This is a genomic window from Leisingera sp. ANG-M7 (assembly GCF_000813965.1).
Classification (GTDB): Bacteria; Pseudomonadota; Alphaproteobacteria; order Rhodobacterales; family Rhodobacteraceae; genus Leisingera.
This window is the reverse complement of sequence record NZ_JWLI01000021.1, coordinates 36,609-54,801: the sequence shown is the minus strand read 5'-3', so window position 1 is coordinate 54,801 and position 18,193 is coordinate 36,609. Positions and strand designations below refer to the sequence as shown.

The following is an 18,193-nucleotide window of genomic DNA, read 5'->3' as shown; positions in this document are numbered from 1 at the left end:
ACGAAGGCTGTAACAATAGGTCAGCATTATTGACTTTAATTTGGCGCCACCTACCGTGGCCCTAGTTGTTGAGCGAGGAGAGAGCCATGCAGCTGGACCAGATATTTGCCACCCGCAACAGCCGGATGAAAGCGTCGGAAATCCGCGAGCTTCTGAAACTGCTGGACCAGCCGGATATCATCTCCTTTGCTGGCGGAATCCCTGACCCGGCGCTGTTCCCGGCGGACGAATTTGCAGAGGCGTTCAAGAACGCGCTGACGCCGGAGCGGCAGGCGCAGGCGCTGCAGTACTCCGTCAGCGAGGGCTATCTGCCGCTGCGCCAGTGGATCGTGGCGGAGATGGCGAAGATCGGCATCGTTTGTGAGGCGGAGAACGTTCTGATCACCTCCGGCTCGCAGCAGGCGCTGGATTATCTGGGCAAGCTGTTCCTGTCGCCGGGCGACACCGCGCTGGTTGGCTGGCCGACCTATCTGGGGGCGCTGGCGGCGTTCAACGCCTATGAGCCGCGCTATGACCGTCTGTCACTGAAGGGAAACCGCACTGCGGAAAGTTATGCCGAGGGTGCGGCAGAGGCGGGCAGTGCGGTGAAATTTGCTTACCTGTCGCCGGACTTCGCCAACCCCACCGGTGAAACGCTGGATCGCACCGGGCGGCTGCGGCTGCTGGACATCGCGGACACGCTGGACTGTGCCGTCATCGAAGACGCGGCCTATCAGTCGCTGCGCTATGACGGGGAACCGGTGCCGCCGGTGCTGGCGCTGGAGATTGAACAGAAGGGCTCGATCGAAGATTGCCGCACGGTCTATTGCGGGTCGTTCAGCAAGACGCTTTCGCCGGGTCTGCGGATCGGTTGGGCAGTGGCGGCCAAACCGGTGATTGCGCAGATGGTGCTGCTGAAACAGGCGGCGGATCTGCACACCTCGACCATCAACCAGATGGCTGTGCACGGCGTTGCAGAAGCCTGCTTCGACGCACATGTTGAGCAACTGCACGCGGTCTATCAGCGCCGTCGCGACGTGATGCTGGCGGCCTTGGATGAGCACATGCCCGAGGGGGCCGAGTGGACCCGGCCTGAGGGCGGCATGTTCGTCTGGATCACCCTGCCGGAGGGGATGGACGGTGCGCAGCTCCTGGCGCGCTCGCTTGAGACAGAGCGGGTGGCCTTTGTGCCCGGTCAGGCGTCTTTTGCCGATGGCAGCGGCCAGAACACGATCCGGCTGAGCTTCTCCAATTCCAACCACGCGGCCATCGAGGAGGGCATTGCCCGGCTGGGGCGGCTGTTGCGGTCCGTCTGAGGCCAGACAAGCTCCTGCTTGGCAAAACACCGCCGTTTGGTTCGGGTTATCCACAAGATATGGTGTGGTTTGAACAGAATTCGCCCCGATTTGGGGGTGCGGAGCGTTGACTCAACGGGTAGGAACCGCTGAACTTTCTCGATACGGAATCACGAAGGGGCAGCTTTGCGGTTTTCCAAGCTCAGGCTGAATGGCTTCAAAAGCTTTGTTGATCCTACCGAACTGGTCATTGCCGATGGGCTGACAGGGGTTGTGGGTCCAAATGGTTGCGGCAAATCCAATCTTCTGGAGGCATTGCGCTGGGTGATGGGGGAAACCCGTGCCAAGGCGATGCGCGGCGGCGGTATGGAGGATGTGATCTTTGCCGGCACCTCCTCGCGGCCTGCGCGCAACTTTGCCGAGGTGAGCCTCAACATTGACAATTCGGAGCGGCTGGCGCCTTCGGGCTTCAATGATGCCGACGGCTTGGAGATCGTGCGCCGCATCACCCGGGATGTGGGCAGCGCCTATAAATCCAACGGCAAGGACGTGCGGGCGCGTGACGTGCAGATGCTGTTTGCCGATGCCTCCACCGGCGCGCATTCGCCGGCGCTGGTGCGGCAGGGTCAGATTGCAGAGCTGATAAACGCCAAGCCTAAGGCGCGCCGCCGCATTCTGGAAGAGGCTGCGGGGATCTCCGGCCTCTATCAGCGCCGCCACGAGGCAGAGCTGAAGCTGAAGAATACCGAGGCCAACCTGCTGCGCGTCGATGACGTGATCGAGCAGCTGGCGGCGCAGCTGGCGCAGCTGGCCAAGCAGGCGCGGCAGGCGCAGCGCTACCGCGAGATCGGCGAGAAGCTGCGGCTGGCCGAGGGCATGCTGCTCTACCGCCGCTGGCGCGAGGCGGATGAGGCGCGGCTGGCCTCCGAGGATGAGCTGCGGGTGCGGGTTGAGCAGGCCGCCAAGGCGGAGGCGCTGGTGCGCGCGGCTGCCACGCAGCGCGGCACGTTTGAGGAAAAATTGCCGCCACTGCGCGAGGAAGAGGCCATCGCGGCCGCCATCCTGCAGCGGCTGGTGGTGCAGCGCGACTCGCTGGGCGATCAGGAGGCGCAGGCCCGCCAGACCATCGAACGGCTCAGCGGCAGGATTGTGCAGCTGGGCAACGATATCGAGCGCGAGACCGGGCTGAACAAGGACGCGGGCGAAACCATTGAACGGCTGGAGTGGGAGCAGCGCGAGCTGTCCAAGGCCGGCGATGGGCATGACGGAAAGCTGGCGGAGGCTTCGGAATTGGCACGGGATGCCGGTTCCATTCTGCAGGCGCGCGAGGATCATCTGGCGCAAGTGACCGAGGATGTCGCCCGTCTCGCGGCCCGCCACCAGTCCGCCCGGCGCGCGGTCGAAGACTGCCAGCGTGCGCTTGGCCGCTCCGAGGGTGAAGCGGAGAAAGCCCGCGCGGCCCAAGGGGAGGCGCAGGAGGCGCTGGAGCTGGCCGCAGAGAAGTTTGAGGCAGCTGTGTCGGCTGAGGAAGAGGCGCGCGAAGCCTCTGAGATGGCCGAGGAAGCACTGGAAGCGGCAGACGAGGCACGCACCGAGACCCAAGCCCGAGAGGCCGAGGCACGTTCGCAGCGCTCTGAGGCTGAGGGCGAACTGGGCGCGCTGCGCGCAGAGGTCACCGCGCTTGCCAAGCTGGTGGAGCGTGACACCGCGGAGGGCGGCCAGGTTTTGGATGAGCTGGCCGTTTCGCCGGGCTATGAAAAGGCGCTGGGTGCAGCGCTGGCCGATGATCTGCGCGCACCGCTGGCGGATGCGGACGGGCCGACCGGCTGGCTGTCTCTGCCGGGCTATGACCGCGACGCGGCGCTGCCGGAAGGTGTGCAGCCCCTGGCGCTGTTTGTCTCCGGTCCCGATGCCTTGTCGCGCCGGGTGGCGCAGATCGGACTGGTGGATGGCGATGCGGCAGCGGGCCTTCAGGCGCAGTTGCAGCCTGGCCAGCGGCTGGTGACGCTGGAAGGCGATTTGTGGCGCTGGGATGGCTACCGTGCCTGGGCGGAGGACGCGCCGAGTGCCGCAGCCCTGCGGCTGGAGCAGCTGAACAAGCTGGAAGCGCTGAAGCAGGAGATGGAGCGCGTCAGTGCCACAGCCGATGGCGCCCGCGCCGCGCATGAGACGCTTCTGCGCAAGCTGGAAGAGGTGACGCTGGCCGACCAGAACGCCCGCCAGGCCCGCCGGGTGGCGGACCAGCGGGTGGCGGATGCGGCACGTGCCCTCAGCCGCGCCGAGGCCGACCGCAACCTGGCCGAGGGCAAGCTGGAAACCCTTGGCATTGCGGTGTCGCGCCATGAGGAAGACGCGCTGAACGCCAGTCTGCAGCTGAAAGAGGCGGAAAAGGTGCTGGGGGAACTTGGCGATCTGGACCAGGCCCGTACCGCGGTTGAGGATATCAAGCAGTCGGTGGAGGCGGCGCGGATCACCATGCTGACCCATCGCTCCAGCCATGATGAACTGCGCCGCGAGGGCGAGGCCCGCACCAAGCGCGGGCAGGAAGTGACCAAGGAGCTGTCCGGCTGGCGCCACCGCCTGGAAAGCGCCGAGGCGCGGATCGAGGAACTGGCGGAGCGCCGCGAGGCCTCGCAGGAGGAACTGGAGGAAGCCAACGCGGTTCCGACGGAGATTGCCGAGAAGCGCGAAGAGCTGAATGAGGCGATTGCCGAGGCGGAGGGCCGCAAGTCGGCCGCAACCGAGGCGCTGATTGCGGCGGAGGCCGAGCTGCGCGAGGCGGTGCACAAGGAACGCGAATGCGAGCGGCTGGCCTCCGAGGCGCGCGAGGCGCGGGCACGGTCCGAGGCACGCAGCGATGCGGCCAAGGAAGCCGTCACGCAGGCGGCGGGCCGGATCATCGAGGCGCAGCAGATCACCCCGCAGGCGCTGCTGGAGAAGCTCGGCGTGTCGCCGGATGAAATGCCGGCCTCGGATGATCTGGAGCACGACGTGGACCGCTACAAGCGCCAGCGCGATGCCTTGGGGGCAGTGAACCTGCGTGCCGAGGAAGACGCCCGCGGCGTTCAGAATGAGCACGATACATTAGTGGCGGAAAAGCTGGACCTGGAGGGCGCGGTGAAGACCCTGCGCGACGGGATTTCCAGTCTCAACCGCGAGGGGCGCGAGCGGCTGCTGACGGCGTTTGAGCAGGTGAACAGCAGCTTTACCATGCTGTTCACCCATCTGTTCGGCGGCGGCGAGGCCAATCTGGTGATGGTCGAAAGCGACGACCCGCTGGATGCGGGCCTGGAGATCATGTGCCAGCCGCCCGGCAAGAAGCTGTCGACCCTGTCGCTGCTCTCCGGCGGGGAGCAGACGCTGACCGCGATGGCGCTGATCTTTGCGGTGTTCCTGTCGAACCCGGCGCCGATCTGTGTGCTGGACGAGGTCGACGCGCCGCTGGATGACGCCAACGTCACCCGTTTCTGCGACCTGCTGGATGAGATGTGCCGCCAGACCGACACCCGCTTCCTGATCATCACCCACCATGCGGTGACGATGGCGCGGATGGACCGGCTTTTTGGCGTCACCATGCAGGAAAAGGGTGTCAGCCAGCTCGTTTCGGTTGACCTCAAGAAAGCAGAGGCGATGGTGGCCTGAGTACTGGCGCAGAGGGGATCTGTGCCGGTGCCTGTTTGCAAAGACAAAGTTTTGTGGAGTGACAAATGAATATGCTGAAAGCAATTGCCGCTGCTGCGGTGCTGATGACCCCGGCTGCCGCGATGGCTAGCAATGTGGTGGCCAAGACCGGCGAGAGCGTCGCCAATTTCTTCAAGGACGAGGGTGCCAAGGTTGAAGTGACCACCGACAGCGTTGGTGATCCGAACCTCAAGGTCGAATATTACGGCAACGATTTCTCGGTCTACTATTACGGCTGCAGCGACAACACCAACTGCGAGGCGATCCAGTTCTTCTCCGGTTACCAGACCGATGGCAGCGTGCGCCTCTCCAAGATCAACGAATGGAACACCAATAACCGGTTTGCCCGTGCCTATGTTTCGGAAGAGGGTTCCGCCCGGATCGAGATGGACGTGCTGCTGGGCGACGACGGCATGACACCGGATGATTTTGCCGACGCGGTGGGGCTTTGGAACCGCGCGATGCAGGATTTCGAAGAGTTCATCGACTGGAACTGACCCCTGGTTGTCACCGCATCGTGACAACCGGCTGCAAGATCAATCGTTAGGGTGGGGGCATGAGATGGATCATGCCCCTGTTCTTTTGCCTTGTGGCAGGCAGCGCGGTGGCGGACAGCTGGCAGCTGCGTCCCGGCGACACGCCTTTCGCGCAGGCGGAGCTGGAGGCTCTGCCGGGCCAGTCGTTCCGCTTTTTCGACGGTGGTGAGTCGCAATACGGCAGCGGCGGGGCCTATGCCTATACCTATTCCGCTGAGAATGGCGGCGGCACGGCCTGGGGCACTTACAGGATTGCGGGCGATGGCAGTATCTGCGTGGATTTCACCAATGGGTTTGGTCGTTGCGATCTGTTTGTCCGCAACGGCAGCCGGATCATTCTTATTACCCGCCAGGGCGAACGATTCCCGGTGCGTTAGAGTTTCTTGAGCAGAGCAGGCGTGGGCCAAGCGTCGGCAGGCAGGCCGAGGCGCTTCTGCTCTTTCTGGACCGCAACCCGGGTGCGGGCGCCAAGGATGCCGTCGATGTCACCCACATTGTGGCCAAGGGCCTGCAGTTTCTGCTGCAGCTGCTTCATCTGAGCGCTTGTCAGACCGCCATCGGGCCTGCCAGCTTCATAGATGTCCGCGCCCTGCAGCCGGTTGGCGAAGTAAGCGGCGGTCAGCACATAGGTGAAGCTCTGGTTCCACTCGAAATAGACGTCGAAATTCGGATAGGCGAGGAAGGCGGGCCCCTTGTGGCCCTGCGGCAGCAGCAGCGAGGCGCGCATCGCGGGGTCCGGCAGCTTGCCGTCCCGCGCGGAAACACCCAACTTGCGCCACTGCGCCACGGATTTCTTCTGGGCGGTGCCGCTGAGAGACAGGTCCAATTCTTCGGGGATGGTGACTTCCTGCAGCCAGGGCTGACCGGGCTGCCAGCCCAGATGCGACAGCATCCGCGCGCCGGACATCAGTGCGTCTGGGGCTGAGGTTTTCAGGCTGACCTTGCCGTCGCCATCGGCATCAACGCCATGCTGCAGGATGTCACCCGGCAGCATCTGCACCATGCCGATCTCACCGGCCCAGGCGCCGGTGGTGCGCTTGGGGTCGAAGTTGCCCTGCTTGAACAGCTCCAGCGCGGCAAACACTTGCGGCCGGAACAGCTCCGGGCGGCGGCAGTCATGAGCCAAGGTGACCAGTGCGTCGCGGGTATTGAAATCGCCCTGATAGCCGCCATAGTCGGTCTCAAACGCCCAGAAGGCCAGCAGCACGCCGCGGTCGATGCCGTAGGTGCTCTCGATCCGCTGGAAGGTGGCGTCGTGTTTCTGCGCCATCTGGCGGCCGGCCTTCAGCCGGTTCTGCGAAATCAGGCGGCGGGAAAAGTCGATGAAGGGTTTCTGGAACACGCCCTGGCCACGGTCGGCCTTGAGCACGCGGGAGTCCTGGCGGGTGCCGGCAAAGAAAGCATTGACGGTCGCGGTGTCATAACCGGCCTGAACTGCCTCTTCCTTCATCAGTTTTACGAAGTTCTGAAAACCGCCGCCGCATTGGGCCGCCGCTGCAGCAGGCAGCAGGGCTGCTGCGAGGACAAAGGGCAATAGGCGCATGGTTCTGGCGCTCCTTGGTCTTACCGCTCCCACAGGGTCTTATGTGCTAGAAAACCGCGGCAATGGCAACCGTCAGGGCCAGCGCAAGCGCCCAGGTCTGCCAAAGGAGCGCAACGGAACGGGTGATGGTTTCGGCGCTGGCGCTTTTTGCGCCTCTGGCGTGGACCCAGGCGAAATCGCGCATCTCGCCGTCGTAGGAACGGGGGCCGGCCAGCGATGTGTCCAGCGCGCGTGCCATAGCTGCCTCCGGCCAGCCGGCATTGGGGGAGCGATGCTTGCGCGCATCCTCTGCGATGGCGCGCCAGTGGCGCAGCTGGCCGCCGGCGGCGGCGATCAGCAAACCGGTCAGTCGGGCCGGGATCAGGTTCAGCAAATCGTCCAGCCTGGCAGAGGCCCAGCCGAAGTCTTCGTACCGTTCGTTGCGGTAGCCGATCATGCTGTCGGCGGTATTGACCATCTTGTAGATGATCAGTCCCGGCAGCCCGGCAATCAGGAACCAGAATGCAGGCGCAATGATGCCGTCCGACAGGTTCTCAGCGCCGCTTTCGATGGCAGAGCGCGCGGCCTGCGGTGCGGTCATGGCTTCTGTGTCGCGGCTGACGATCATGGCAACAGCCCGGCGGCCTTCCTTCAGGCTGCGGCGCAGGCCGTTGGCAACTGCGGCAACATGTTCGGTCAGGGACCGCTGCGCGATCAGTATTGCCGCCACCAGAATTTCGACCAGTGTACCGGGCAGGGCCAGCAGTTTGCCCGCAATGAAGCCAGCCAGAACCAGGGCCGCTGCTGCCAGTACGCCTTTGGCGCGGCGGCTGGGGCCGGTGTTGAGCTTTCGGTCAAGGAAGCCCACCAGCCTGCCCATCAGTACCGCCGGGTGGGTCACGCGCGACCACAGCCATTTCGGCTCGCCAAACACGGCGTCCAGCAGCAGGGCCACGGCAAGCATTCCGGCGGTGGTCACAGCGCGGCCTCCAGCCGGCCCCAGCCGTCCGCAGGCGGCAGGCCAAGGCGCAGGAAGGTCTTGGAATAGGGGAAGATGCGACTCCAGATATGGGCGCGGGCCAGCTTTTGCTGCCAGGCAGCGGCATCATCCACATGGTAAAGCCGGAACAGGTCGGTGCCGCCGGCCAAGCTGGCACCCTTGGCGAGCACAAGTTCGTCCAGCCGGGCGGCATCCTGATGCAGCCGGGTGCGAGTGGCTTCGGCCCAGGCATTGTCCTGCAAGGCCAATGTGCCGGTGCGCAGTGCCGGGCCGGAGACCGCCCAGGGGCCCTGCCAGGTGGCCAGCTGCGCAATCAGCTTGGGGTCGCCGATGGCAAAGCCCAGCCGCATCCCGGCCAGGCCCCAGAATTTGCCAAAGCTCTTCAGCACGACAACGCCGGGGCGGGCAGCCATGCGGATCAGGCTTTCACCCGGGCAGACGTCGCAAAAGCTCTCGTCGATGATCGTGAGCGGCGCAGAAAGCTCGTCCTCGCGCCACATCCGGCCATCCGGGTTGTTGGGATGCACAGCCACCTTGGCCTCCGCAGGCCCATGCACCCGGACAATCCAGCCGCGGGCCTCAAAGGCGGCGGCGTGTTCGTTGTAGGTGGGCTTGGTGATCTGCACCCAGCGCGGTTCGGCCAAGGCGGGCAAGGCGGCAATCAGCGCAGAAGCGCCGGGGGCGGCAAGAACAGCGGCCTCCTCCGGGATATTCCAGAAGCTGCGGGCGGCCAGTTCCAGACCGGCCAGCGCATCCGCATCCGGCAGCGCGCCCCAGTCACCGGCGCTGAACTGCGGCAGCGGATAGGGGTGCGGGTTGATGCCAGTGGAGAGGTCGATCCAGCCATCGCGGCTGCCGCCGAATTCGGCAATGGCGGCGCTCAGGTTTCCGCCGTGGTCGCGGGGCTGGGTTGCGGGGTCGTGAGAGAGGTCATGCATCGCGGTCGCCACCGGTGAGAGTTCACACCGGCCAGGGCCGGCTGCCATCTGAGGCACTGCGCGTATTAACCTATGCTGTGCGGGGCGTGAACTCCCTATTTGCGGTGGTGCAGACGCAATCGCGTGAGTCAGCCGCGCCCGTGCGGCTCCTGCCAGTTGATCTCTGGGTTGGTGGGGATGATCCGGTGCGGATTGATGGTGTCATGGCTGTAATAGTAGTGGCGCACGATGTGCTTCATTCCAACCGTCTCCGCCACATCCGGCCACTGGTACAGCTCGCGGGTGTAGGCCCAGAGGTTCGGGTAATCCATCAGCCGTTTGCGGTTGCACTTGAAGTGGGTGTGATACACTGGATCAAAGCGCAGAAGGGTCGTGAACAGCCGCCAGTCAGCCTCGGTGATGCGCTCACCCAGCAGGTAGCGGTGCTGCGACAGCAGATCTTCCAGCCAGTCCAGGCTTTCGAACAGCGGCGCGACGGCCTCGTCATAGGCTTGCTGCGTGGTGGCAAAGCCGCATTTGTAAACACCGTTGTTGATGGTGCTGTAGACGCGGGTGTTTACCGCCTCAATCGGCTCGCGCAGCTCTTCCGGCCAATAGTCGTCACTGTTGCCTGTGATCGCGTCAAAGGCCGAATTGAACATGCGGATGATCTCGGCGCTTTCGTTGGAGACGATGGTGTTCTGCTCCTTGTCCCACAGCACCGGCACCGTCACCCGGCCGGTGTATTCCGCATCGGCGCGGGTGTAGATCTGATGCATATGCGAGTTGCCGAACAGGCCGTCGCCGGTGGCGCCATGTTCGTCGGTTTCAAAGGTCCAGCCTTCGCCCAGCATGTCGGGGTGCACGACAGAGACAGAGATATGCTCTGCCAGCCCCTTCAGCTGGCGGAAGATCAGCGTGCGGTGCGCCCAGGGGCAGGCAAGCGAGACGTAAAGATGATAGCGCCCGCCTTCCGCCGGGAAGCCGCCCTTGCCTGACGGGCCCGCGCTGCCGTCGGCGGTGATCCAGTTGCGGAACTGCGATTCGCTGCGCTTAAAGGCGCCACCGGTAGAGTCGGTGTCATACCACTGGTCGTGCCATTTCCCGTCGATCAAAAGGCCCATCGCGTCTGCTCCTGCTGCTGTGCAAGGCAAACATATGCGGGCAAGGCGCCTGCGCCTATGCAGGCCAGCGCGCAGGCCTTCTGCACTCCTGCACAGCAGCAACAAAATTGCGCGGCCGTCAAATTTTCGAAAATGTTCACTTGATTTTATATATTTGTGACGCACCGTTGAAAGAAGGACCCGTGTAAACCGAAGCATTTGGAAGGCCGCTGACATGAACACCTACGTACCCAAAGCCGTGCAGGAAGCGCTGGACACCGCCCGCCTGCAGGGGATGCGGCGCAAGAGCCGTTTGCGGGTGATGGTGGATAATGAGCTCTATCCGGTGCTGCGGCTGTGGAAGACCGGTTTCTCGGTCGAGGCGGAAACCGCGCCGATGCTGCGCGGGCTGGTTGATATCTACGACGGCGCCCGTCATGTGTCGCAATGCCTGATTGTTGCAGGCGAAGAAGAGGGCGGCGAGATGCGCTATGAATTCAAGCGCTCCACCCCGGCTGCGGACAAGGCGCCGGTGGATTTCTACAAGTCGCCGGACGCGCCTGCAGGGCTCATTCCCTTTGACCAGTCGCAGGGCAAGATCTGAGTCGCGAAGTCAGGGGCGGATTTCCACTTCCGTCCCGATCCCGGCCAGGCGCCAGAGCGTTTCCATCTGTTCATTGCTGACAGCGATGCATCCGGCGGTCCAATCGCCCGGCAGGGTGACCAGATTGCCCACCGCATTCGGCTGCCCGTGGATGAAGATATCGCCGCCCGGGCTGACCCCGGCTGCCTGCGCGCGGGCGCGGTCCTCAGACTGCGGATAATCTATTCCCAATGACAGGTGATAGGCGCTGTTCGGGTTGCGCCGGTCGATGCGGAAGACACCCTCGGGCGTCTTGCCGTCACCTTCCTGCTGTTTGTCGCCCTCGGGGGTAAAGCCAAGCGCGATAGAGAACTCCAGCACCGTCTCGCCATCCCGGCTGGCGGTCAGGCGGCGGGCGGATTTTTCGATCAAAATACGGTCGATCCGGTCCACCGCCGCGGATTGCGGCGGCGGCGCGGGACGCGGGGCAAAGGCTTGCCAGGCCATCCAGGCGGCGCCGGTCAGAACAACCAGCGCCAGCAGGCGCAGCAAGCGCTTCATGCTTATTGCAGGTCCGAGAAGGCTGCGGTCAGACGGCGGCAGGCTTCCTCCACACGCGACCGTTGGGTTGCCAGGTTGAATCGCTCCATGAGTTCGCCGCCGGTGCCGAAGCCGTCACCGGGCGATGTGGCGATTTTGGCGTCTTCGCGCAGGCGCTTGATGAATTCTTCGCGGCTCATGCCGGTGCCGGAGAAATCGACCCAGGCCAGGTAGGTGGAGGCCAGCGGCAGAGACTTCAGGCCGGGCAGCGCGTTGACGGTTTCGTCAAACAGTTTCCGGTTGCCTTCCAGATGCGCGATCTGTGCATCGACCCACTCAGCCCCTTCGGGCGAATAGGCGGCCATGATCATCACGACCCCCAAACCGCTGGGATCATAGTCCAGCGTGGCCTGGCGGTGCCGCATGGCTGCGCGCAGGTCCGGATCGGGGATAATCATGTTGCCGGTGCGCTGGCCCGCGATGTTGAAAGTCTTGGAGGGTGCCGTCAGGGTCACAGTCCAGGCGCGCGCCTCGGGCGCGGCCACGTCCATCGGCACAAAGGTGCTGCCGGGGTAGACCAGATCGTGGTGGATCTCGTCGGAGACCAGGATCAGCCCGTTACGCTTGGCGAATTCGGCCACCGCACGCAGTTCCTCCGGCGTCCAGACCCGGCCCGAAGGGTTCTGGGGAGAGCACCACAGCAGCAGCTTCTCCGTCCCGTTCAGGCGCGATTGTGCGTCGTCGAGATCCAGATTGTAGGTGTCGCCGTCCCGTGCCAGCGGGCATTCGGTCACCTTGCGGCCTGATTTGTTCACCTTATGCGCAAACTCATGGTAGACAGGCGAGAAGATCACCACACCGTCGCCGGGCTGGCTCCAGACGTCGAGGCAAAGCGCGATGGCGTTGCCCAGGCCTTGCGATGTCAGAATCCAATCGGTCTCAATCTCCCAGCTGTGCCGGTTCTTCATCCACCACTGCACCGCCTTCAGGTACTCGGGGTGCTGCCAGGAATAGCCGAACACGCCATGCTCAGCGGCCTTTTTGACGGCCTCGATCACGCAAGGCGCAGTCTCATAGTCGGAGTCCGCCGTCCACATCGCCAGGCCATCCTCGGGGGACACGCCGAACAGCTGCTCCATCTTGTCCCATTTTGAGCTGTGGGTGCCGCGGCGGTCTGTGGGTTTGTCAAAATTCATCTGTGAACTCCCGTATCGTTGGATGCGAAGCTAACCACTGCGGCAGCATGCGCAAGGGGGGCGTTGCGATGGGGCCTGCAATCGCATACATGAAGCGCATGAAAAGACCGATCCTGATCCATCCCGATCCCCGCCTGAAGAAGGTTTGCGTGTCCGTGCCGGACCTGAGCGATGACTTGCGCATTCTGGCGGATGACATGCTGGAAACCATGTACGCAGCCCCGGGCATCGGCCTGGCGGCGCCGCAAATCGGCATCCTGCAGCGGCTGATCGTGCTCGACTGCGTCAAGGAAGAGGACGGCGACCCGCGCCCGCTGGTGATGTTCAACCCTGAAATCATCTCTTCTTCGGACGAAACCAGCGTCTATGAGGAAGGCTGCCTATCGATTCCGGAACAATATGCCGAGGTGACCCGCCCCAAGGTGGTGGAGGTGGAATGGATGGACCGCGACGGCAAGGCGCAGCGCGAAACCTTCGACGGGCTGTGGGCAACCTGCGTGCAGCATGAGATCGACCACCTGAACGGCAAGTTGTTCATTGATTACCTGAAGCCGCTGAAGCGCCAGATGATCACCCGCAAGATGCAGAAGCTGAAGCGCGAACGCGCCCGCGCCTGAGGAAACACCAGATATGACCGTCCGCACCTGCCTGCCCTGGCCCGACAAGCGCCTGCGCACCAAGGCTGAAGAGGTGACAGAGATCACCGACGAGATCCGCGAAATCTGGAACGACATGGTCGACACGATGGAGGCAATGCCGGGGGTGGGCCTGGCCGCCAATCAGATCGGCGTGATGCTGCGGCTGGCGGTGGTGGACGGCTCCACCGAACGCGGCCGCGCGGTGAAGCTGGCTAACCCGGAGATCCTGCATGCCTCGGTTGAGCTGCGCGAGCATGATGAGGCCAGCCCGAACCTGCCCGGCGTCTCTGCCAAGATCAGACGCCCGCGTGCGGTGACCGTTCGCTTCATCAACGAGCAGGGTACGGTGGACCGCAAGGATTTCGTCGGTATCGAGGCGACCTCGGTGCAGCACCAGATCGACCACCTGAACGGCAAGATGTACTTCGACCGTCTCAGCAAGGTGAAACGCGACATGCTGATCCGTAAGGCAAAGAAACTGAACGGCTGAGGCCGGAGATTGAACTCCCGGGCCGCTTGCGGCCCGGTTTGCGCCCGGCGGCAGGCCGCTAGGCAACCGGAGAAAAGAGTGGTGGGCAGATTGCCCATTCTGCGGAGGCATTGATGCGCATCATCTTCATGGGAACGCCTGATTTTTCGGTGCCGGTGCTGGAAGCACTGGTAGAAGCCGGGCATGAGATTGCCGCCGTCTATTGCCAGCCGCCCCGGCCTGCTGGCCGCGGCAAGAAGGACAGGCCAACACCCGTCCACGCCCGTGCCGCGGCCCTGGGGCTGGAAGTGCGCCACCCGGTCTCGCTGAAGGGCGCGGAGGAGCATGAGGCTTTTGCCGCTTTGAATGCGGATGTGGCGGTTGTCGTGGCCTACGGGCTGATCCTGCCGCAGGCCATTCTGGATTCGCCTGAACACGGCTGTCTCAACATCCACGCAAGCCTGCTGCCGCGCTGGCGCGGCGCTGCGCCGATCCATCGGGCAATCATGGCAGGCGACGGCGAAACCGGTGTCTGCATCATGCAAATGGAGGCAGGGCTGGACACAGGCCCGGTGCTGTTGCGCGAGGCCACTGCCATCGGCACGGAAGAAACCACCGCCCAGCTGCATGACCGGCTGTCAGAAATGGGTGCAGCGCTGATCACCGAAGCCTTGAGCCGCCTGCCGGAGCTGACACCCGAAGTGCAGCCCGAAGAGGGCGTCACCTATGCCGAGAAGATCGACAAGGCGGAGGCGCAGGTCGACTGGTCGCGCCCGGCAGCGGAAGTGGACCGCAAGATCCGCGGCTTGTCGCCGTTTCCCGGTGCCTGGTGCGAGATCGAAGGCCAGCGCATCAAGCTGCTGGCTTCACGGCTGGCAGAGGGGCAGGGGGCGCCCGGCGAGGTGCTGGATGACAGCCTGACCGTGGCGTGCGGTGAGGGCGCGGTTCAACTGTTACGCTTGCAACGTGCGGGCAAAAGCGCGCAGGATCCCGATGTATTCCTGCGCGGCTTCCCGGTTCCGAAGGGCAGCCGCCTGTAACCGGAGGGTCTGATGCCCATCATTGCCCTGATCATCATCGGTGCCGCGGCTGGTTTTCTGGCAACCCGGCTAATGAAACTGGAAACCGATATCATCACCACGGTCTGCATCGGCATGGCCGGGGCGCTGGTGGGCGGCCTGGTGCTGCGCGCGCTGCTGGCGGTGATGGGCTTCATGGCCGGTTTCGTGGGTGCGGTGCTCGGCGCCCTGGTGCTGATCTGGTTCTGGCAGAAGTACGTCCAGCGTTAGCAATCCCGCCTAGCTGCGCGGCGGGCGGCTCTTGTAGACCGGCAGGTGCCAGCCGAACAGGATGGAGCCTGCCCGCAGCACCCAGCACACCCCGGCGCAGGCCAGCAGCGCGAACTTCAGTTCAAACCCCAGCCAGATGGCGGCAACGGCAGTGATGGCGCCCGCCATGGCGCAGGTGATGTAGAGCTCACCCTGTTTCAGCACCAGCGGCACCTCGTTGCAGACCACGTCCCGCATCAGACCGCCCATGGTGCCGGTTGCCATGCCCATCAGCACGACGATCACCGGCGGGCTGTCCAGCGAAATAGCGGCGCCGGTCCCGGCGGACACGGCAACCGCCAGGGCAAAGCTGTCGAGCCACACGATCCAGCGCAGGCGGCTTTCCAAGAGATGCGCGCTGAAAAACACCGCCACTGCGGCAAGGGCCGCCAGCAGGATGTAATTGGGGTTGCCGATCCAGAACACCGGGTTGCGGTCCAAAAGCAGGTCGCGCAGGGTGCCGCCGCCAAGCGCGGTCAGGCAGGCAACAAAGGCAAAACCGACAATGTCCAGCTGCGCCCGGCTGGCCACCAGCGCGCCAGAGAGGGCAAAGACCAGCACCGAGGCATAGTCCAAAAGCGCCAGAAAGGTCATACGGCAACCCTGCGCATCAGGCGCTTTTCTTTTTCTTAAAGGGCGCCATGCCCGCGCGCGCCAGCTCATCCGCGCGCTCGTTCTCGGGGTGGCCTGCGTGGCCCTTGACCCATTCCCAAGTCACCTTGTGGCGGGCTTGCGCTTCGTCCAGCCGCTGCCACAGCTCAACGTTCTTTACAGGCTTCTTGTTCGACGTCTTCCAGCCGTTCTTCTTCCAGCCGAAAATCCAGCCGGTGACGCCGTTCTTCACATAGGCCGAGTCGGTCACCACAGTGATCGTGGACGGCCGAGCCAGGCTTTCCAGCGCGTTGATTGCGGCCAGAAGTTCCATCCGGTTGTTGGTAGTCTCGGCTTCGCCGCCGCTCAGTTCTTTTTCTTTGACGATGGTGTCACCATCCATGGCGCGCAGCAGAACGCCCCAGCCGCCGGGGCCGGGGTTTCCAGAGCAGGCGCCGTCGGTATAAGCAAATAATTCAGGCATGCGCCGTCAGTACTACGAACTCCTGGACAGTGCCAGCCAGTCCTTTGCCTGTCCCGCGGCGGGCGCCGGTGACGGTGAAGCCGGCGGTTTCGAGCTTTTCGCGCAGCGTTTCCTCACTGTAGTAGGCATAGAACCTGCCCAGCTCATCACGGCCTTCGCTGTCGCCCAGTTTCATCGCCAGGCACAGCGTGCCGCCGGGGCTCAGCGCCCGATACACGGCAGACAAGTGGACTGACAGCTCCGCCGACGGCACATGCAGCAGGCTGAAGTAAGCCCAGATGCCGTCAAACACCGCCTCCGCATCCAGGGCGTGAAAACCCGCGGTAACGACTTCAATCCCATAGGCCTTGCGGGCCTCCTCAGCCATTTCCGGCGAAGCATCAAGCGCGGCTACCCGAAAGCCTGCATCGCGGAACCGCGCGGCCCAATGGCCGGGGCCGCAGCCAAGGTCCAGCACCGTGCCGCCGTCCGGCAGGCGTGCGGAGAAGGTCTGGAAGTCAGCCTCCTCCCCTGGATCCGTTCTGCCGGTGAACAGTTCGGCGTATTCCGCGGCGCGGTCGTCATAGACGCTGATGGTTCTGTCATCACTCATCTGGGTATCTCCCCTTATAGGGTCAGGCGCGTTCCATAGCCAGCCGGGCAGCAAGCCCCGCAAAGACGGCCGCAAAGCCGCGGCTCATCCACTTCAGGACCCGTTCGCTGTTCAAGAGATAGGTGCGGGCCTGGGCGGCGAACAGCCCGTACAGCACGAATACCGCAAAGGTCATTGCCATGAACACCAGCCCCAGAACCGACATCTCCAGCGTCGCACTGGCGGGATTGCCGCTCAGGAACGGCGGCAGCAGCGCCAGGAAGAATACCGACAGCTTGGGGTTCAGGATGTTGATCAGCGCGCCGCGCCAGGCGATTTTCCACCCCGGCTGGCTGGTGCGGTTCGAGGACACGGCCAGCACACCGCCGCTGCGCAGCGCCTGCCACGCGAGGTAGAGGAGATAGGCCACACCCGCCGCCTTGACGATTTGAAACAGCAGGGCAGAGCTGTGCAGTACCGCCGCCAGCCCCAGCGTCGCCGCGGCCAGATGCGGAACGATGCCGAAGGTGCAGCCAACCGCGGCCCAGATCGAGGCGCGCCAGCCTTGGCCAAGACCGAGGGCTAGCGTGTAGATGACACCCGTGCCGGGGGCGAGGACGACGAAAAAGGCGGTAATCAGAAAGTGCAGCGTGATCATCAAAATGGCTCCAGAAATATTGCCCGGGACCTTAGGCGTACCACGGTTCGCCCGAAGCGGGTGTAATTTCTGTCACTTGGTTTGCACTTTGGTCTGTGCGCTCACGCAGGCTGCCGCAGCACGCGGGGTACCTTGAATTCTACTGTTTCCACCGCGGTTTCCACGACTTCCACAGTCACCTCGTAGCGCTCACGGAATGCGTCAATCACCTCGTTGACCAGCAGTTCGGGGGCAGAGGCGCCGGCGGTGATGGCGATAGAGCGGATGCCCTCCAGCGCGCGCCAGTCGATGTTCTCGGCACGCTGTACCAGCTGGGCGTAATCGCAACCGTTCTTGGCACCGACTTCGACCAGACGACGGGAGTTGGAGGAGTTTGGCGCGCCGACCACCAAGAGCGCGTCTGCTTTGGGCGCCACCGACTTCACCGCCTCCTGGCGGTTGGTGGTTGCATAGCAGATGTCTTCCTTGTGCGGTCCGATGATGTTGGGAAACCGTTCTTCCAGCGCTGCAACGATACCCTTGGTGTCATCCACCGACAGGGTGGTCTGGGTGACATAGGCCAGCCGATCCGGGTCACGCACCTCAACCGTTGCCACGTCTGCGGCGGTCTCAACCAGCAGCACCTCGCCCTCGGGCAGCTGGCCCATGGTGCCGATGGTTTCCGGGTGGCCCTTGTGGCCGATCATGATCATCTGCAGCCCGGCTTCGGCGTGGCGCTGGGCTTCGATGTGCACCTTGGAAACCAGCGGGCAAGTGGCGTCCACATAGATCATCTCGCGTGCCTCAGCCGCGGCAGGCACCGATTTCGGCACCCCGTGGGCAGAGAAGATTACCGGCCGGTCGTTGGGGCATTCGTCCAGCTCCTCGACGAACACTGCTCCTTTCTCGCGCAGGCTGTCGACAACGAATTTGTTGTGCACGATCTCGTGGCGCACATAGACCGGCGCGCCCCATTTGGTGATCGCCATTTCGACAATTTTGATGGCGCGGTCCACGCCAGCGCAAAAGCCGCGCGGCGCGGCGAGGTAGAGGGTCAGGGCTGGCTTGGTCATGGGCGTCTCCTTGCGCGCCAGAGGTAAGCGCTTCGGGCGGCAAGGTCCAG

Annotated in this window: 20 protein-coding genes; 9 read left to right on the top strand and 11 right to left on the bottom strand. The window is 63.9% G+C overall.

Features of this window, described 5'->3' with window-relative positions; translation table 11 throughout:
* Nucleotides 1-86: 86 nt before the first annotated feature.
* The 4 genes from RA26_RS19760 to RA26_RS19745 all read left to right on the top strand — a co-directional run bounded on the left by RA26_RS19760 (nt 87) and on the right by RA26_RS19745 (nt 5,868).
* Entirely contained in the window at nt 87-1,295 is a 1,209-nt protein-coding gene (locus RA26_RS19760; RefSeq protein WP_039186772.1) for an aminotransferase-like domain-containing protein, read from the top strand.
* Nucleotides 1,296-1,460: 165 nt separating this feature from the next.
* The gene (locus tag RA26_RS19755) at nt 1,461-4,916 is read left to right on the top strand and encodes a chromosome segregation SMC family protein (RefSeq protein ID WP_039186768.1); all 3,456 of its coding nucleotides are present in this window, start codon (nt 1,461-1,463) and stop codon (nt 4,914-4,916) included.
* A gap of 65 nt (nt 4,917-4,981) precedes the next feature.
* Nucleotides 4,982-5,452 (top strand): YbjN domain-containing protein, encoded by a 471-nt coding sequence (locus RA26_RS19750; RefSeq protein ID WP_039186765.1) that lies wholly within the window; start codon nt 4,982-4,984, stop codon nt 5,450-5,452.
* Nucleotides 5,453-5,523: 71 nt separating this feature from the next.
* Nucleotides 5,524-5,868: a hypothetical protein gene (locus tag RA26_RS19745; RefSeq protein ID WP_241482697.1), complete on the top strand. Its 345-nt coding sequence runs from the start codon at nt 5,524-5,526 to the stop codon at nt 5,866-5,868.
* Here the strand turns inward: RA26_RS19745 and RA26_RS19740 are convergent.
* The 4 genes from RA26_RS19740 to RA26_RS19725 form a co-directional block, all read right to left on the bottom strand.
* Entirely contained in the window at nt 5,865-7,034 is a 1,170-nt protein-coding gene (locus RA26_RS19740) for a lytic murein transglycosylase (protein WP_039186760.1), read from the bottom strand. The genes RA26_RS19745 and RA26_RS19740 overlap by 4 nt on opposite strands.
* Nucleotides 7,035-7,080: 46 nt before the next feature.
* Complete coding sequence (gene cbiB, locus RA26_RS19735; protein WP_039186759.1) at nt 7,081-7,992, bottom strand: adenosylcobinamide-phosphate synthase CbiB; 912 nt, start codon at nt 7,990-7,992, stop codon at nt 7,081-7,083.
* On the bottom strand, nt 7,989-8,951 hold the full coding sequence (locus tag RA26_RS19730) for a threonine-phosphate decarboxylase (protein ID WP_082015889.1): 963 nt from the start codon (nt 8,949-8,951) through the stop codon (nt 7,989-7,991). Before RA26_RS19730 ends, cbiB begins: the two co-directional genes overlap by 4 nt.
* Before the next feature lie 128 nt (nt 8,952-9,079).
* A complete protein-coding gene (locus RA26_RS19725) occupies nt 9,080-10,054 on the bottom strand; it encodes a glutathione S-transferase family protein (RefSeq protein WP_039186754.1) in 975 nt (324 codons plus the stop codon).
* A gap of 214 nt (nt 10,055-10,268) precedes the next feature.
* Between RA26_RS19725 and RA26_RS19720 the strand changes: the two genes are divergently transcribed.
* The gene (locus RA26_RS19720) at nt 10,269-10,637 is read left to right on the top strand and encodes a hypothetical protein (protein WP_039186751.1); all 369 of its coding nucleotides are present in this window, start codon (nt 10,269-10,271) and stop codon (nt 10,635-10,637) included.
* Between the two features lie 9 nt (nt 10,638-10,646).
* Here the strand turns inward: RA26_RS19720 and RA26_RS19715 are convergent, their stop codons facing one another.
* Nucleotides 10,647-11,177, bottom strand: coding sequence for a L,D-transpeptidase family protein (locus tag RA26_RS19715; RefSeq protein ID WP_039186748.1), 531 nt, complete (start codon nt 11,175-11,177; stop codon nt 10,647-10,649).
* Between the two features lie 2 nt (nt 11,178-11,179).
* Entirely contained in the window at nt 11,180-12,352 is a 1,173-nt protein-coding gene (locus tag RA26_RS19710; protein ID WP_039186746.1) for a MalY/PatB family protein, read from the bottom strand.
* 98 nt (nt 12,353-12,450) lie between these two features.
* Between RA26_RS19710 and def (RA26_RS19705) the strand changes: the two genes are divergently transcribed.
* From def (RA26_RS19705) to RA26_RS19690, 4 genes are all read left to right on the top strand, one after another.
* On the top strand, nt 12,451-12,969 hold the full coding sequence (gene def / locus RA26_RS19705) for a peptide deformylase (RefSeq protein ID WP_039186853.1): 519 nt from the start codon (nt 12,451-12,453) through the stop codon (nt 12,967-12,969).
* Between the two features lie 13 nt (nt 12,970-12,982).
* On the top strand, nt 12,983-13,480 hold the full coding sequence (gene def, locus RA26_RS19700; RefSeq protein WP_039186744.1) for a peptide deformylase: 498 nt from the start codon (nt 12,983-12,985) through the stop codon (nt 13,478-13,480).
* Nucleotides 13,481-13,593: 113 nt separating this feature from the next.
* Entirely contained in the window at nt 13,594-14,499 is a 906-nt protein-coding gene (gene fmt, locus RA26_RS19695; RefSeq protein WP_039186741.1) for a methionyl-tRNA formyltransferase, read from the top strand.
* Between the two features lie 12 nt (nt 14,500-14,511).
* Nucleotides 14,512-14,748, top strand: coding sequence for a hypothetical protein (locus RA26_RS19690; protein ID WP_039186739.1), 237 nt, complete (start codon nt 14,512-14,514; stop codon nt 14,746-14,748).
* A gap of 9 nt (nt 14,749-14,757) precedes the next feature.
* Here the strand turns inward: RA26_RS19690 and RA26_RS19685 are convergent, their stop codons facing one another.
* The 5 genes from RA26_RS19685 to ispH form a co-directional block, all read right to left on the bottom strand.
* Nucleotides 14,758-15,381 (bottom strand): trimeric intracellular cation channel family protein, encoded by a 624-nt coding sequence (locus RA26_RS19685; protein ID WP_039186737.1) that lies wholly within the window; start codon nt 15,379-15,381, stop codon nt 14,758-14,760.
* Nucleotides 15,382-15,397: 16 nt separating this feature from the next.
* On the bottom strand, nt 15,398-15,862 hold the full coding sequence (rnhA, locus tag RA26_RS19680; protein WP_039186736.1) for a ribonuclease HI: 465 nt from the start codon (nt 15,860-15,862) through the stop codon (nt 15,398-15,400).
* Nucleotides 15,855-16,454, bottom strand: coding sequence for a class I SAM-dependent DNA methyltransferase (locus RA26_RS19675; RefSeq protein WP_039186733.1), 600 nt, complete (start codon nt 16,452-16,454; stop codon nt 15,855-15,857). Before RA26_RS19675 ends, rnhA begins: the two co-directional genes overlap by 8 nt.
* A 22-nt stretch (nt 16,455-16,476) precedes the next feature.
* The gene (locus RA26_RS19670) at nt 16,477-17,091 is read right to left on the bottom strand and encodes a LysE family translocator (RefSeq protein WP_039186730.1); all 615 of its coding nucleotides are present in this window, start codon (nt 17,089-17,091) and stop codon (nt 16,477-16,479) included.
* Nucleotides 17,092-17,192: 101 nt separating this feature from the next.
* A complete protein-coding gene (gene ispH, locus RA26_RS19665) occupies nt 17,193-18,143 on the bottom strand; it encodes a 4-hydroxy-3-methylbut-2-enyl diphosphate reductase (RefSeq protein ID WP_039186728.1) in 951 nt (316 codons plus the stop codon).
* Nucleotides 18,144-18,193: the final 50 nt, after the last annotated feature.